Origin of the sequence: Novosphingobium sp., from assembly GCF_040398825.1 — a bacterium.
In the GTDB taxonomy this organism is placed as follows: Bacteria; Pseudomonadota; Alphaproteobacteria; order Sphingomonadales; family Sphingomonadaceae; genus Novosphingobium.
Map to the genome: position 1 here is coordinate 1 of NZ_JBBATI010000028.1, position 13,920 is coordinate 13,920.

The 13,920-nt window shown below is 65.3% G+C and carries 13 protein-coding genes; 9 read left to right on the forward strand and 4 right to left on the reverse strand.

What is annotated here, in order from left to right:
* Positions 1–164 precede the first annotated feature (164 nt).
* Together ABWP89_RS13505 and aroC are read right to left on the reverse strand one after the other, a co-directional pair.
* Complete coding sequence (locus ABWP89_RS13505) at positions 165–1,463, reverse strand: dicarboxylate/amino acid:cation symporter (RefSeq protein ID WP_353229907.1); 1,299 nt, start codon at positions 1,461–1,463, stop codon at positions 165–167.
* Between the two features lie 74 nt (positions 1,464–1,537).
* Positions 1,538–2,608, reverse strand: a complete 1,071-nt coding sequence (gene aroC, locus ABWP89_RS13510) for a chorismate synthase (protein ID WP_353229908.1) — start codon at positions 2,606–2,608, stop codon at positions 1,538–1,540.
* A gap of 140 nt (positions 2,609–2,748) precedes the next feature.
* On the opposite strand from aroC, the gene ABWP89_RS13515 reads away from it, so the two are divergent.
* The 6 genes from ABWP89_RS13515 to ABWP89_RS13540 all read left to right on the forward strand — a co-directional run bounded on the left by ABWP89_RS13515 (position 2,749) and on the right by ABWP89_RS13540 (position 6,842).
* A complete protein-coding gene (locus tag ABWP89_RS13515; RefSeq protein ID WP_353229909.1) occupies positions 2,749–3,285 on the forward strand; it encodes a GNAT family N-acetyltransferase in 537 nt (178 codons plus the stop codon).
* Positions 3,286–3,339: 54 nt separating this feature from the next.
* Positions 3,340–4,077, forward strand: coding sequence for a dienelactone hydrolase family protein (locus ABWP89_RS13520; protein WP_353229911.1), 738 nt, complete (start codon positions 3,340–3,342; stop codon positions 4,075–4,077).
* 64 nt (positions 4,078–4,141) lie between these two features.
* On the forward strand, positions 4,142–5,542 hold the full coding sequence (locus ABWP89_RS13525) for a M20/M25/M40 family metallo-hydrolase (protein ID WP_353229912.1): 1,401 nt from the start codon (positions 4,142–4,144) through the stop codon (positions 5,540–5,542).
* Between the two features lies 1 nt (position 5,543).
* Positions 5,544–6,017 (forward strand): GreA/GreB family elongation factor, encoded by a 474-nt coding sequence (locus tag ABWP89_RS13530; RefSeq protein ID WP_353229913.1) that lies wholly within the window; start codon positions 5,544–5,546, stop codon positions 6,015–6,017.
* A 5-nt stretch (positions 6,018–6,022) separates the two neighbouring features.
* Positions 6,023–6,370 (forward strand): arsenate reductase, encoded by a 348-nt coding sequence (locus ABWP89_RS13535; RefSeq protein ID WP_353229914.1) that lies wholly within the window; start codon positions 6,023–6,025, stop codon positions 6,368–6,370.
* A gap of 64 nt (positions 6,371–6,434) precedes the next feature.
* Complete coding sequence (locus tag ABWP89_RS13540) at positions 6,435–6,842, forward strand: acyl-CoA thioesterase (RefSeq protein WP_353229915.1); 408 nt, start codon at positions 6,435–6,437, stop codon at positions 6,840–6,842.
* Between the two features lie 214 nt (positions 6,843–7,056).
* On the opposite strand, the gene ubiG is transcribed toward ABWP89_RS13540, so the two are convergent.
* The gene (gene ubiG / locus ABWP89_RS13545) at positions 7,057–7,797 is read right to left on the reverse strand and encodes a bifunctional 2-polyprenyl-6-hydroxyphenol methylase/3-demethylubiquinol 3-O-methyltransferase UbiG (protein WP_353229916.1); all 741 of its coding nucleotides are present in this window, start codon (positions 7,795–7,797) and stop codon (positions 7,057–7,059) included.
* Positions 7,798–7,876: 79 nt separating this feature from the next.
* Here ubiG and ABWP89_RS13550 point away from each other — a divergent pair, with 79 nt between their 5' ends.
* Entirely contained in the window at positions 7,877–9,133 is a 1,257-nt protein-coding gene (locus tag ABWP89_RS13550) for an aspartate kinase (protein WP_502915293.1), read from the forward strand.
* Positions 9,134–9,237: 104 nt separating this feature from the next.
* Here the strand turns inward: ABWP89_RS13550 and katG are convergent, their stop codons facing one another.
* The gene (katG, locus tag ABWP89_RS13555; RefSeq protein ID WP_353229917.1) at positions 9,238–11,421 is read right to left on the reverse strand and encodes a catalase/peroxidase HPI; all 2,184 of its coding nucleotides are present in this window, start codon (positions 11,419–11,421) and stop codon (positions 9,238–9,240) included.
* A gap of 203 nt (positions 11,422–11,624) precedes the next feature.
* On the opposite strand from katG, the gene ABWP89_RS13560 reads away from it, so the two are divergent.
* Both ABWP89_RS13560 and ABWP89_RS13565 read left to right on the forward strand, forming a co-directional pair.
* Complete coding sequence (locus ABWP89_RS13560) at positions 11,625–12,647, forward strand: NAD(P)H-dependent flavin oxidoreductase (protein ID WP_353229918.1); 1,023 nt, start codon at positions 11,625–11,627, stop codon at positions 12,645–12,647.
* A gap of 51 nt (positions 12,648–12,698) precedes the next feature.
* A complete protein-coding gene (locus ABWP89_RS13565; protein WP_353229920.1) occupies positions 12,699–13,913 on the forward strand; it encodes an MFS transporter in 1,215 nt (404 codons plus the stop codon).
* Positions 13,914–13,920: the final 7 nt, after the last annotated feature.

Sequence of the window (13,920 nt, forward strand, 5' to 3'; positions counted from 1 at the left end):
CCTCCTCGGAGCCCAACGCAATGTGTGAATCTGCTAGCCCCTGAGGGGGGAGGGGGACCAGCGCAGCTGGTGTAGGGGCGGTGCCTCTGGGCGCGACGCCATCGCGTGGGGTTTGGGCCCCTCCACCGCCTTGCAGGCGGTCCCCCTCCCCGATTCGGGGAGGATTACAGGTGCAACCCCTTGCGCCCGTGTTCCGGCGTGTCGTGCGGTGGCATGGCGACCGGCGCGTCGGGGTCCATGGGCGGTTGCAGCATACCCTCCCAATGGGTGATGACCGCGGTCGCCACCGCGTTGCCGATCACATTTGTGGCGGTGCGGCCCATGTCGAGGAAGGTATCGACCCCCAGCAGCAGCGCGATGCCTTCAACCGGCAGGCCGAACTGCGTCAGCGTCGCGGCGATCACCACCAGGCTGGCGCGCGGCACCCCGGCGATGCCCTTTGACGTGATCATCAGCGTCAGCAACATGGCCAGCTGTTGCCCGGCCGACAGCGGAATGTTGTACGCCTGCGCGATGAACATCGTGGCAAAGCTGGTGTACATCATCGATCCGTCCAGGTTGAACGAATAGCCCAGCGGCAGCACGAATCCCGAAATGCGGCGCGGCACGCCAAACCGGTCCAGCGCTTCAAACAGCCGGGGCAGCGCGGATTCCGAACTGGCGGTGGAATAGGCCAGCAACAGCGGTTCGCGCACATAACGCGCCAGCAGCCAGGCGCGCCGCCCCAGAAACACGCTGGCGACCGAAAACAGCAGCAGCCAGAACAATGCCAGCCCGGCATAGAATTCGGCCACGAACGCGCCATAGGTCACGATGATGCCCAGGCCGCGCGTGGCGATCACCGATGCCAGCGCGCCAAACACCGCCAGCGGCGCGGCCTGCATGACATAGCCGGTCATCGTCAGCATCATCGCCACTAGCGCCTCGGCCCCGCGCACCAGCGGTGCGCCGGTTTCACCCAGGGCGGACAGCGCCACCCCGGCAACCAGCGCAAACACCAGGATTTGCAGCACGTTGTTCTGTGCCATCGCGTCGATCACGCTGGTCGGCACGATTTCCAGCACAAAGTGGCGAAACGTGAAATCGCCGGTGGCCAGCGCGGTCACCGGTGCGGCGGCCACGAAATGCAACCCGTGGCCCGGCTGGAACAGGTTGACCAGCACCAGCCCCAGCCCGATCGAGGTCAGGCTGGCGCAGACAAACCACCCCAGCGCGCGCCCGCCGATCCGCCCCAGCGCGCTGCTGTCGCCCATCGCCGCGATCCCGGTCACCAGCGTGCCCAGGATCAGTGGCGCGATGATCATCTTGATCAGCCGCAGAAACACTTCGGGCAGCAGTTTCAGCAGGTCGGCGACATTGGCCAGCGTCTTGCTGTCGGCAGGATACCCCGCGTGCAGCGCGGCGCCCAGCGCGATCCCGGCCACCATGCCGATCAGGATGAACAAGGTCAGGCGTTTGGCCACGAAGTCATCCTTTTGTCTGGGGTTTGGAAGTGCCACCCACCACCCCGCACCCCCGGCGCGTTACGAAACACACCTTACCCGCATTGTGCGCGGTGCAACAGTTTTTGATCGGCCAGCACCAGCGCCATCATCGCCTCAACCACCGGCACACCGCGAATGCCGACGCAGGGGTCGTGGCGGCCCTTGGTGAACAGGTCAGTCGCCTCACCCTCACGCGTCACGGTCGGCATGGCGGTCAGGATCGATGAGGTCGGCTTGAACGCCACGCGCACCACCACCGGTTGCCCGGTGGCAATCCCGCCGGCAATCCCGCCGGCATGGTTGGCGGTAAACAGCGGATGACCTTCATGGCCCGGCCGCATCGGATCGGCATTGCCTTCGCCGGTGTTGGCGGCGGCGGCAAAGCCATCGCCGATTTCCACGCCCTTGACCGCGTTGATGCCCATCATCGCATAGGCCAGTTCGGCATCCAGTTTGCCATAGAGCGGCGCGCCCCAGCCGGCCGGCACGCCGGTCGCCAGGCATTCAACCACCGCGCCCAGCGATGATCCGGCCAGCCGTGCCTGATCGACCAGCGTTTCCCACCGCGCCGCCGCGACAGGGTCGGGGCAGAAAAACGGATTGCGGGCGATTTCAGCGGGATCAAAATTGGCGGGATCGATCGCATCGCCACCAATCGCGGTGACATAGGCCAGAATCGCGACCTCCGGAATCACCAGCCGCGCCACACCGCCGGCGGCCACCCGCGCGGCGGTTTCGCGCGCCGATGATCGCCCGCCGCCGCGATAATCGCGAAAGCCGTATTTGGCATCATAGGCATAGTCGGCATGGCCCGGGCGATAGGCGCGCGCCACGTCGGAATAATCCTTTGACCGCTGGTCGACATTGTCGATCATCAGGCTGATCGGGGTGCCGGTGGTGCGCCCTTCGAACACGCCCGACAGGATGCGCACCTGATCAGGTTCCTGCCGCTGCGTGGTAAAGCGCGATTGGCCGGGGCGGCGCGCATCCAGCCACGGCTGAATCTGCGCCTCGGTCAGCGACAGCCCCGGCGGGCAGCCGTCGACCACCGCGCCCAATGCGGGCCCGTGGCTTTCCCCCCAGGTGGTAAAGCGAAAGAGATGTCCGAAAGTGTTGCGGCTCATGGATCAGGGCCTTTGCCCATATCGGCTGCAAATGTCCACCTTTTGCCCGACCATCGCGCTTTGCGCGCCTGCCCTGCACGGCTATGATGGCGGCCAGCGGTGCGCCCGATCCCGGGCGTCGGCGATGAAAGGCCACGACCATGCTCAGCGGACGTCTGGTGGCGATTGGCCCGATCCTGCCCGATGATCTGGCGCGGCTGTTCGCATGGGGGGATGATCCCGAAATCGCCCGGTTGAATGAGCCCTATCTGCCCAAAAATGTCGACCGGGAACGCGATTTCTGGCTGAACCCGATGGGCGATCCCCGCCGGATTTTTCTGGCGGTGCGGCGGATCGGGCGCACTGAGCTTGCCGGCTATGTGCAGATCACCGCGATCGACCCGATTCATCGCAGCGCCAATCTGGGGCTGCTGATCGGTAAACCGGGCGATCGCCGACGCGGCTATGGGCAAGAGGCGATGGAACTGACGCTGCATTTCTGCCGCAGCCATCTTAACCTGACCCGGCTGAGCCTGACCGTGCACGCCGACAATGACCCGGCCATCGCGCTGTATGAAAAGCTGGGTTTCGTGACCGAGGGTGTGCAGCGGCAGGCGCAATTCATTGCCGGGCGGTGGGTGGATTTGCAATTGATGGCGCTGATCGATCCGGCGCGCAGGCAAAACACGCCCGATTGAGTTTGATACCTGATGGCGGCATAAGCCGCCCAGACCCCCGCGTTGGAGCGAACCATGCCGCACGAACAGATCGTGATCCCGACCGCCGACGGCCATTGCCCGGCCCATCTGCTGACGCCCGCCGGCACGGGCCCGTGGCCGGCGGTGATCGTCTATATGGATGCGCTGGCGATCCGGCCCGCGCTGATCGCGCTGGCGCAGCGGATTGCCGATGCCGGCTATTGCGTGCTGCTGCCCGACTTTTTCTATCGCGCCGGCGCCTATCCGGTGATGGACCCGGTCGTGGTGTTCCAGGGCGATCTGATGGGCACGATCGGGCCACTGATGGCCACCACCGGCTATGGACCGGCAACGCGCGATACGCAGGCGCTGTTGGGATGGCTGGAAACCCGCAGCGATGTCGCGCGCTTTCCGATGGGTGTGGTCGGCTATTGCATGGGCGGTGGCATGGCGCTGACCGCGGCGGGCAGGTTTCCCGATCAGATTGCCGCCGCCGCCAGTTTCCACGGCGGGGCGCTGGCCACCGATGCGCCCGACAGCCCGCACCTGCTGGCGCCGCACATCCGTGCCGAGGTGCTGGTGGCGGGCGCCGACAAGGATGATTTCTATCCGCTGGCCATGCATCAACGCCTGGTCGCCGCGCTGGATGCGGCTGGCCTGCGCTATACCGCCGAAATCTATGCGGGTGCGTTGCACGGCTGGATGCAGACCGATTTTCCGGTCTATGACCACGATGCGGCGGAACGCGGCTGGGCCGAATTGCTGGCGCTGTTTGCGCGCAACCTGGGTTAGCAAGACAATGACAGGGGCAGGGGCCGTGATGCGGCGCGCGACACGATTGGGCCCGGTTTTGGGCATGGCCTGCGCGCTGGGTCTGGCCCCCGCTCCGGCGGCGGCCAGCGATGCCGTGACGGCGGGCGCGTCTGCGGGTGAAACCACCGCGCATGCCATCCTGCGCGAATTGCTGGCGATCGACACCACGCGCGAACACGGCACCGCGATTGCGGTGGAGGCGTTGCGCGCGCGGTTTCTGGCTGCCGGGTTTGCGCCTGGCGATGTGACCGTGGTGGCGCCCGCCGACGCGCCCGCACGGCCCAGCCTGATCGTGCGGCTGCGCGGGCGCGATGCCCATGCCAAGGCGCTGTTGTATCTGTGCCATCTGGATGTGGTGGCGGCAAAGCCATCCGACTGGACCGTCCCGCCGTTTGCGATGACTGAACGCGATGGCTGGATCTATGGCCGCGGCGCGATCGACATGAAGGGTGAGGACGCCAATGTCGTCGCCGCACTGATCCGGCTGAAAACCGAAAAATACACCCCGGCGCGTGATGTGATTGCCGCGTTCACTCCTGATGAAGAGGGCGGCGGGGCGGCCGGGATCGCCTTTCTGTTGGCGCAGCATCGCGATCTGATCGATGCCGGCCTCGTGCTCAACCCCGATGCTGGCCGCGCGGCGTTTCGCGGCGGACGCTATCAATCCTATGGCTTTGAAACCAGTGAAAAGCTGTTTGTCAGCTTTGCCGCGCAGACCAGCAACCGTGGTGGCCATTCCTCTGAACCCCGGCCTGACAACGCGATCTATCAATTGAGCGCCGCACTGGGCCGCGTGGCGGCGTTCCGTTTCCCCACCCGCCTAACCGACACCGTGCGCGCGCAATATGCCGCGCTGGGCAAATTGCAGACCGGGCCGCGCCGTCCCGACATGATCGCGGTGGGCAGTGGCGATCTGGCCGCGGCCGACCGGCTGTCCGACAACCCCACCGACAATGCCGCGGTGCGCACCACCTGCGTCGCCACGCAATTGAGCGGCGGCCACGCCGAAAACGCGCTGCCGCAAACCGCGCGCGCCACCCTCCAGTGCCGGATGCTGCCGGGCGATACCACCGATCAGGTGCAGGCCGCTCTGGTCGGCGCCATCAATGATCCTGGCGTCACGCTGTCGGTGATCACCCCGGCCAAGCCTGCCCCCGAATCCCCGCCCAGCCCGGCGGTGTGGTCCACCATCGCCGACACCGTGCACACGCTCTTGCCCGGGCTGCCGGTCATGCCCGACATGGATGCGGGCGCATCGGATTCGATTTACACCCGCGCCGCCGGCGTGCCCAGCTATGGCGTGGCGTCGCTGTTTGACGATATCGATGACTATCGCGCGCATGGCCGCGATGAACGCGTCAGCGCCGAACGTTTCGTGCTGGGCGGGGAACTGACCTATCGGCTGATCGTGGCGTTCAGCCGTCCCGGCGCGCCGGGGAGCTGACGTGAGCGTCGCATTCCGCCGCGAAGGCGATGACGAACACCTGGAACCCAAATTCGAACTGCCGATCCCGCCCGGCCCCAACCGCGTTACGGCGCGCGGATTGGCACTGATCGCGGCCAAAGTGACCGCGATCGAGGCGCTGATCGCCACCCTGACCGACGAAGCCGCCATCAAATCGGCGCGCCGCGACCACCGCTATTGGAGCACGCGGCAATCCACCGCCGAAGTGATGCCGCACCCCGATGGCCAGACAGTGGCGTTCGGCTGCACCGTCACGCTGCGGTACAATGGCAAGGACCGCACGGTCACGCTGGTGGGCGATGATGAGGCAGACCCGGGGGCAGGGCTGTTGTCGTTCACCGCACCGCTGGCGCGCGCGATGATCGGTGCGGAAGTCGGCGAGTACGTTGAATTTGCCGGGAAGGCCGATGCTATTGAGATTGTGGCTATCGCAGCGGGTTGGACAGCAAGGTGAACGGCATGGACATGACGGTTTTTGGCATCCCGAATTGCGACACCGTGAAAAAGGCGCGTGCGTGGCTGGATGCGCGGGGGGTAGCGTACACGTTCCACGACTATAAAAAGGCCGGGGCCGATGCGGCGCAACTGGCCCGGTGGATTGATACGGCCGGGCTGGATGTGGTGCTCAACCGCGCCGGCACCACGTTTCGCAAATTGCCCGATGCTGACAAGACCGGGATTGATGCGGCCAAGGCCATCGCGCTGATGGTGGCGCAGCCGTCGCTGATCAAACGGCCGATTGTCGAATATCCCGGCGGGTTGCTGGTGGGGTTTCGCGATGCCGAATGGGCATCCGCGCTGGCCTGATCACGCGCGCCCTTTTGGGCGGGAGTTGTGGCGGGGGGGCCGGGGGTGTGATACGCATCCGCGCATGACAACCACTGCCGCACCCCATCGCTTCGCGATTCACATTGATCCTGCCGACATCGACTTCATGGGTCATGTCAACAATGCGTCGTACCTCAAATGGGTACAGGATGCGGTGATCGACCATTGGCAGGCGTTCGCCCCGGCCGAGGATGTCGCGCGCCATCTGTGGGTCGCGCTGAAGCACGAGATTACCTATCGCCGCCCGACCTTCCTGAACGATGCGCCAATCGCGCATGTCGTGCTGGAAAAGGTGCAGGGCGCGCGCGCGATGTACCAGACGGTGATCAAGCGCGGCGAAGAGGTATTGGCCGAGGTGCATTCGAGCTGGTGCTGCATCGATGCCGAAACGCTGCGCCCGGCGCGGCTGGCGCGCGACCTGATCGAACGGTTTTTGCCCAAGGCCGATTGATTCGGCTTTCGCTCGGCCGCACCTACCTCAAACCACGTTCACCTATTTCACCAACCCCGCTCATGCTGAGCTTGTCGAAGCACACGTGCCAACGTCGGCCCCGCGCGGTTCTTCGCCCAGACCACGCACCGCGCGTGTGCTTCGACAAGCTCAGCACGAGCGGGTATTTATTGTTTTTCGGATACTTGCGCGCACAGCGAACGATGCCCGCACCTCACCCCGCGCGGGTGACCGTCACAATATAGTTCAGCGCGCAATTGTCCGACAGGTGCAACCCGCGCGCCGGGCCCCACGCGATGCCCTGCGGATTGCCCATCGTCAGGCCTGCGCCGGCCAGCAGGTCATGCAATTCGATCGGCGTGACAAAATCATGCCAGTGGTGCGTGCCGCGCGGCACCATGCCCAGCCGTTCCGCGCCTTCGACCAGCAGCACGCGCGATGCCGCCGTGCGGTTGGGGGTGGACAGGATCATCAGGCCATGTTCGCCCAGCGCGGCCGCCAGTGCGGCAACAAACGCGGCCTTGTCCGCGACATGTTCGATCACCTCCATCGATGTGACCAGATCGTACCCGGCCAGGCCCAGATCCGCCACGTCGCCGCAGTGATAGGTGATGGCCAGGCCGCTCGCTGCGGCATGCGCAATGGCAACGCGCACATTGTCTGCCGCTGCGTCGATCCCGGTTACCTCCGCGCCCATGCGCGCCAGCGGTTCGGCCAGCAGCCCGGCGCCGCAGCCGACATCCACCGCACGCCGGCCTGCCAGCGGCCGATGGCTGCGCGGATCGCCGCCGAAATGCGCGTCGATCGCGCTGCGGATAAACCCCAGCCGCACCGGGTTCAGCCGATGCAGCATCGCGGATGACCCGGCCGGGTCCCACCAGTCATCGGCCAGCCGGCCAAAATGGGCGGCCTCAGCGGGGCGGATCGTCGCCGGAATCGGTGTTGCATTGCTCATGCCCCACCCCTAAAGCGCGCGGCTGGCACGGTCCATGGGCTGTGTGGGTATTTGCGTTTTATGGGTGGGGAGCAGGCGCGTGGCCCGCATCGTGATGAAATTCGGCGGCACGTCGATGGCCGGCACCGAGCGCATCCGCCGCGTCGCGCGGATCGTGCAACGCCAGCAGTCCGCCGGGCACGAAGTGGCCGTGGTGGTATCGGCGATGGCCGGCGAAACCGACCGGCTGGTCAATTTCTGCCGTGAGGCCAGCGCGCTTTACGATCCGGCCGAATACGACGTGGTGGTGGCCAGCGGTGAACAGGTCACATCGGGGCTGCTGGCGCTGCATCTGCAGGCGCTGGGGTGCCGCGCGCGGTCATGGCTGGGCTGGCAATTGCCGGTGCACACCGACGATGCCGCATCAAAGGCGCGGATCGAAGGGATCGATGCGGGCCAGTTGCTGGCATCGATGGCCAGCGGCGAAATCGCGGTGATCCCGGGGTTTCAGGGCGTGTCCGACGCCGGCCGGATCACCACGCTGGGCCGTGGCGGGTCTGACACATCGGCGGTGGCAGTGGCGGCAGCGATCCGCGCCGACCGCTGCGACATCTACACCGATGTCGATGGCGTCTATACCACCGACCCGCGCATCGTCGCCAAGGCACGCAAGCTGAAAAACGTGACGTATGAAGAAATGCTGGAACTGGCATCGGTCGGGTCGAAAGTGCTGCAGACCCGTTCGGTCAGCCTGGCGATGAAGGAAAACGTGCGCGTGCAGGTGCTGTCATCGTTTATCGATGAAAGCGCACCCGCCGCCGACACCCTGCCCGGCACGATGATCGTGTCGGACGATGAACTTGAGGGCCTCGATATGGAACGCCAGCTGATCACCGGGATCGCCGCCGACAAGAACGATGCCAAGGTCATCCTGACCGCGGTGCCCGACCGGCCGGGCGCGGTTGCGCATATCTTTGGCCCCTTGGCCGAAGCCAACATCAACGTCGACATGATCATCCAGAACGTCGGCCGCGCCCAGACCGATACCGACGTGACGTTTACCGTGCCGCAGTCCGACCTGGAACGTACCAAGGCGGTGCTGGACGGCAACCGCGCCGCAATCGGCTATGAAAAGCTGAGCACCGACAGCAAGGTTTCGAAAATTTCGGTGGTTGGTGTCGGCATGCGCAGCCACGCCGGGGTCGCCGCGACCATGTTCAAGGCGCTGGCCGATCGCGCGATCAACATCCAGGCGATTTCCACGTCGGAAATCAAGGTGTCGGTGCTGATCGATTCGGATGAGACCGAACTGGCCGTGCGCGTGCTGCACACGGCTTACGGCCTGGACGCGGAATAAGGCCGGGCTGGTTTGCGCGCGTCCTTCGACAGGCTCAGGACGAGCGGATCTTCTTGATATAGGTATGGCAGACGCCTCCCCGCAGGAAGGCGTCTGCCATCGCATCACGCCAGATCGAAACGGTCGGCGTTCATCACTTTGGTCCAGGCCGCCACGAACTGCGCCACCAGCCGCGCTTCGCCATCGGCGCTGGCATAGACCTCTGCCAGCGCGCGCAATTGCGAATTGGATCCAAAGATCAGGTCGGCGCGGCTGGCCTGCCATTTGGTCGCGCCGGTGCGGCGGTCGTGCGCGGTAAACGTGCCATCGCCATTTTCGCGCCAGTCATCGGTGGTGGTCGATGCCAGCAGGGTGCGAAAGAAGTCGTTGCTCAGCACGCCGACGCGATTGGTGAATACGCCCAGCGTGCTGCCGCCGCTGTTTGCCCCCAGCACGCGCAGGCCACCGACCAGTGCGGTCATGTCCGGCGCGGACAGCCCCAGCAGATGCGCGCGATCGACCAGCCATTCTTCCTCTGATCGCGCCGTGCCGCCGCTGCGGTAATTGCGGAACCCGTCCACTTTCGGCTCCAGCACGGCGAACGATTCCACATCGGTCGACTCATCGCTGGCGTCGGTCCGCCCCGGGGTGAACGGCACGGTGATCGCGTGGCCGCCGGCCAATGCCCCTGCCTCGACCGCGGCAACCCCGCCCAGCACGATCAGATCGGCCAGACTGACGCGTTTGCCTGCCGTGGCGGTGGCGTTGAACGCGGTCTGGATTTCGCCAAGCACCGCCAGCGCCGCGGCCAGTTCAGCCGGGTCGTTGACCACCCAGTCTTTTTGCGGGGCCAGCCGGATGCGCGCGCCATTGGCGCCACCGCGCTTGTCGGTGTGGCGCCAGGTTGATGCCGCTGCCCATGCGGTGGCCACCAGCCGTGACACCGATAATCCGCTGGCCATGATCTGCGCCTTTAGCGCAGCGATATCGTCGGCATCGATCAGCGCGTGGGTAACCGGCGGCACCGGGTCCATCCAGATGCGCGGGGTGGCGGGTACTTCGTGGCCCAGATAGCGTGCGATCGGCCCCATGTCGCGGTGCGTCAGTTTCAGCCAGGCTTCGGCAAAGGCATGCGCCAGCTTGTCGGGATGGGCGTGGTAATCCTGCGCGATTGCGCGATAAGCGGGGTCGGCCAGCAGCGCGATATCGCTGGTGAACATGATCGGCTGATGGCGCAGCGATGGATCGTGCGCATCGGGCACGGTCCCTGCGCCGGCATCGCCCTTTGGTTTCCACTGGTGCGCACCGGCCGGGCTTTGCGTCAGTTCCCAGTCATGGCCGAACAAATTGTCGAAATAACCGTTGTCCCAGCGCACCGGGTCATTGGTCCACGCGCCTTCCAGCCCGCTGGTGATCGCATCGATCCCGCGCCCGCTGCGGTTGGCGCTGATCCAGCCCAGCCCTTGCGCAGTGATCGGCGCACCTTCGGGGGCGGGGCCCAGCAGTGCCGCATCACCATTGCCATGCGCCTTGCCAAAGGTGTGGCCGCCGGCGATCAGCGCGACGGTTTCGGTATCATCCATCGCCATGCGGGCAAAGGTGTCGCGGATGTCGCGCGCCGATGCCAGCGGATCGCAGTTCGCGTCCGGCCCTTCGGGATTGACGTAGATCAGCCCCATCTGCACCGCGCCCAGCGGATCGGCCAGATCGCGCGTCCCGCTGTAACGCTCTGCCGCCAGCCATTCGGCCTCCGGACCCCAGTCGATGTCGGTTTCCGGCGCCCAGATATCCTGGCGCCCGCCGCCAAACCCGGCGGTGGGCAGCCCCATCGATTCCAGCGCGCAATTGCCCGCCAGCACCATCAGGTCGGCCCAGCTCAGGCTTTGGCCATATTTCTGCTTGATCGGCCACAGCAACAGCCGCGCCTTGTCGAGATTGACATTGTCCGGCCACGAATTGAGCGGGGCAAAGCGCTGGTTGCCGCTGCCCGCGCCGCCGCGCCCGTCAAATATGCGATAGGTGCCCGCGCTGTGCCACGCCATGCGGATGAACAGCGGGCCGTAATGGCCATAATCGGCCGGCCACCAGTCCTGGCTGTCAGTCATCAGCGCAAAGATATCAGCCTTGACCGCCGCCAGATCGAGCGCGCTGAACGCGCTGCGATAATCGAAATCGGCGGGCAGCGGATCGGCCTGCGGCGCCTGTTGTGCCAGGATCGACAGGTCCAGCCGGTTTGGCCACCACAGCGCATTGGCGATCGCGGCTTTGCTGGTTCCGGCATGGAATGGGCATTGGGTCTGGGCGTTCATGGGCGTTCCCTTTCGCAAGATCGATGAAGCGGCGATAGCGCAAGACTTGTGATCGATTAAACGGGATAATATCGTCAATATAATCGCTTTTGATGATAACGCTTTGACGCGGGCCTTGCCCAGCCGGGCGACCCACCGTAAGGATCGCCAGCGTCCGATCCGGCGCAATTGGCCGGCTCGGAACATCAAGGACATTTGTTAGCATGACTGCCTATCCAAAGACAGCAGCCCTTATGGCGCGTGGCGCCGAATTCCTGGGCAGCGAACATGCCATTTTGTGCGGCGCGATGAGCTGGGTTTCGGAACGCCACCTGGTCTCTGCGATCAGCAATGCCGGCGGGTTTGGCGTGATTGCCTGCGGGGCGATGACGCCCGCATTGCTCGATGCCGAAATCACCGCCACCCGTGCGCTGACCGATCGGGCATTCGGGGTAAACCTGATCACCATGCACCCCATGCTGTTCGATCTGATCGCAGTCACGGCAAAGCACCGCGTCAGCCATGTCGTGCTGGCCGGCGGCATCCCGCCCAAGGGCAGTATCGAGGCGATCAAGGCATTTGGTGCCAAAGTGATCGTGTTCGCGCCAACCATTGCGCTGGCCAAAAAGCTGTTTCGCAGCGGCGCCGATGCGCTGGTGATCGAGGGCAGCGAGGCTGGCGGACATATCGGCCCGGTGTCCACCGGCGTGCTGGCGCAGGAATTCCTGCCTGCGCTGGCGCACGACCACATCGTGTTCGTCGCCGGCGGGATCGGCCGGGGTGAGGCGATGGCGGGGTACCTGGAAATGGGTGCGGCCGGGGTGCAACTGGGCACGCGCTTTGCCGCCGCCACCGAATCGATCGCGCATCCGGCGTTCAAAAAGGCGTTTTTCCGCGCCAATGCGCGCGATGCCACGGCATCGGTGCAGGTCGATCCGCGGCTGCCGGTGATCCCCGTGCGCGCGCTGAAAAACAAGGGAACTGAGGAGTTTACCGCCAAACAGATCGCGGTGGCGCAGTTGCTGGATGCCGGCACGTTGGACATGGGTGCGGCACAGCTGGAAATCGAACATTTCTGGGCCGGGGCACTGCGCCGTGCGGTGATCGATGGCGATGTCGAATATGGGTCGATCATGGCCGGGCAATCGGTCGGGCTGGTGACCGAAGAACTGCCCGTGGCCACGATCATGGCCAATCTGCTGGCCGAATGCGAAGCCGCACTGGCCAGCCGCGCCGCAGCGGCCTGATCCGCCGCTGACACGCGTCCGGTCAGGAACAGCTTGCCGGGAAGGAATGGCATGACGCATCGTGCATCGCTGGGATTTGTGTTTGCGATAGTGCTGATCGACATGCTGGGTTTTGGCATTGTCATCCCGGTGTTGCCGGGGCTGATCATGCATCTGGCGCATGTGCCGATCGCTGTGGCCGCCGGCTATGCCGGCTGGCTGAGCGCGGGCTATGCCGCCATGCAGTTCATCTTTGCCCCGGTGATTGGCAATCTGTCTGACCGGTTCGGGCGGCGGCCGGTGATGCTGGCGGCGATTCTGGCGCTGGGGCTGGATTACCTGTTGCAATGGGGTGCGCCGGTATTCGGCTGGCTGGTGGTCGGGCGGATGCTGGCCGGGGTCACCGGGGCCAGCTTTTCCGCTGCTTATGCCTATATCGCCGATGTCACCCCGCCCGAAAAACGCAGCGCCAGTTTTGGCCTGGTCGGGACTGCATTCGGCATCGGCTTTGTCGTCGGGCCGGCGCTGGGCGGCATTCTGGGGTCGATCGAACCGCGGCTGCCGTTTCTGGCCGCGGCGCTGCTGGCGCTCGCGAATTTCGGGTTCGGGCTGGTGTTTCTGAAAGAATCGCTGCCGTTGCGCGATCGCCGCGCGTTTGACTGGCGCCGCGCCAATGCCCTGTCATCGTTGCGTGGCCTGCGCGGGCAGGATGAAACGGTGTTGTGGTTCATCGCCGCGCTGGGGGTGTGGCAACTGGCGCATATCGTCTATCCGTCGGTGTGGTCGTATATGGCGATCGCCGCCTATGGCTTTACCACCTGGCAGGTCGGGCTGGCGCTGGCGATGGTCGGGCTGACTTCTGCGCTGATGCAGGGGCTGGGGTTGCGCCGGGCTTTGCCGCTGTTGGGCGAACGCCGCGCGGTGATCCTGGGCGTCGGCGGGCTGGTGGCGGCATCGCTGCTGTATGTTGTGGCGACCGGCACCGCCATGGTCTATCTGGCGATCACGGTCGGATCGGTGATGGGGTTTGTCCAGCCGTCGATTTCCGGCCTGAACAGCCAGGCGGTCGACGCGCGCAGCCAGGGCGAATTGCAGGGCACGGTGCAATCGGTATCGTCCGTTGCACAAATCATCGGCCCGCCGCTTTACGCGCAGACGCTGGCGCATTGCAGCGGACCGGGCGCGTGGATCATGCTGCCAACGATGCCAATGCTGGTGTCTGCCACCATCGCACTGGTGGCACTGGCGCTGTTTCTGGTCGGAGAACGGAAATTGAAAAAGACGTAGGACCGGG

Bases quoted from the DNA above. Each gene is read 5' to 3' on its own strand.
- aroC (WP_353229908.1), bottom strand. From the start codon at position 2,608: ATGAGCCGCAACACTTTCGGACATCTCTTTCGCTTTACCACCTGGGGG.
- ABWP89_RS13535 (WP_353229914.1), top strand. From the start codon at position 6,023: ATGGACATGACGGTTTTTGGCATCCCGAATTGCGACACCGTGAAAAAG.
- ABWP89_RS13520 (WP_353229911.1), top strand. From the start codon at position 3,340: ATGCCGCACGAACAGATCGTGATCCCGACCGCCGACGGCCATTGCCCG.
- ABWP89_RS13540 (WP_353229915.1), top strand. From the start codon at position 6,435: ATGACAACCACTGCCGCACCCCATCGCTTCGCGATTCACATTGATCCT.
- ABWP89_RS13560 (WP_353229918.1), top strand. From the start codon at position 11,625: ATGACTGCCTATCCAAAGACAGCAGCCCTTATGGCGCGTGGCGCCGAA.
- katG (WP_353229917.1), bottom strand. From the start codon at position 11,421: ATGAACGCCCAGACCCAATGCCCATTCCATGCCGGAACCAGCAAAGCC.
- ABWP89_RS13525 (WP_353229912.1), top strand. From the start codon at position 4,142: ATGGCCTGCGCGCTGGGTCTGGCCCCCGCTCCGGCGGCGGCCAGCGAT.
- ABWP89_RS13515 (WP_353229909.1), top strand. From the start codon at position 2,749: ATGCTCAGCGGACGTCTGGTGGCGATTGGCCCGATCCTGCCCGATGAT.
- ABWP89_RS13565 (WP_353229920.1), top strand. From the start codon at position 12,699: ATGACGCATCGTGCATCGCTGGGATTTGTGTTTGCGATAGTGCTGATC.
- ubiG (WP_353229916.1), bottom strand. From the start codon at position 7,797: ATGAGCAATGCAACACCGATTCCGGCGACGATCCGCCCCGCTGAGGCC.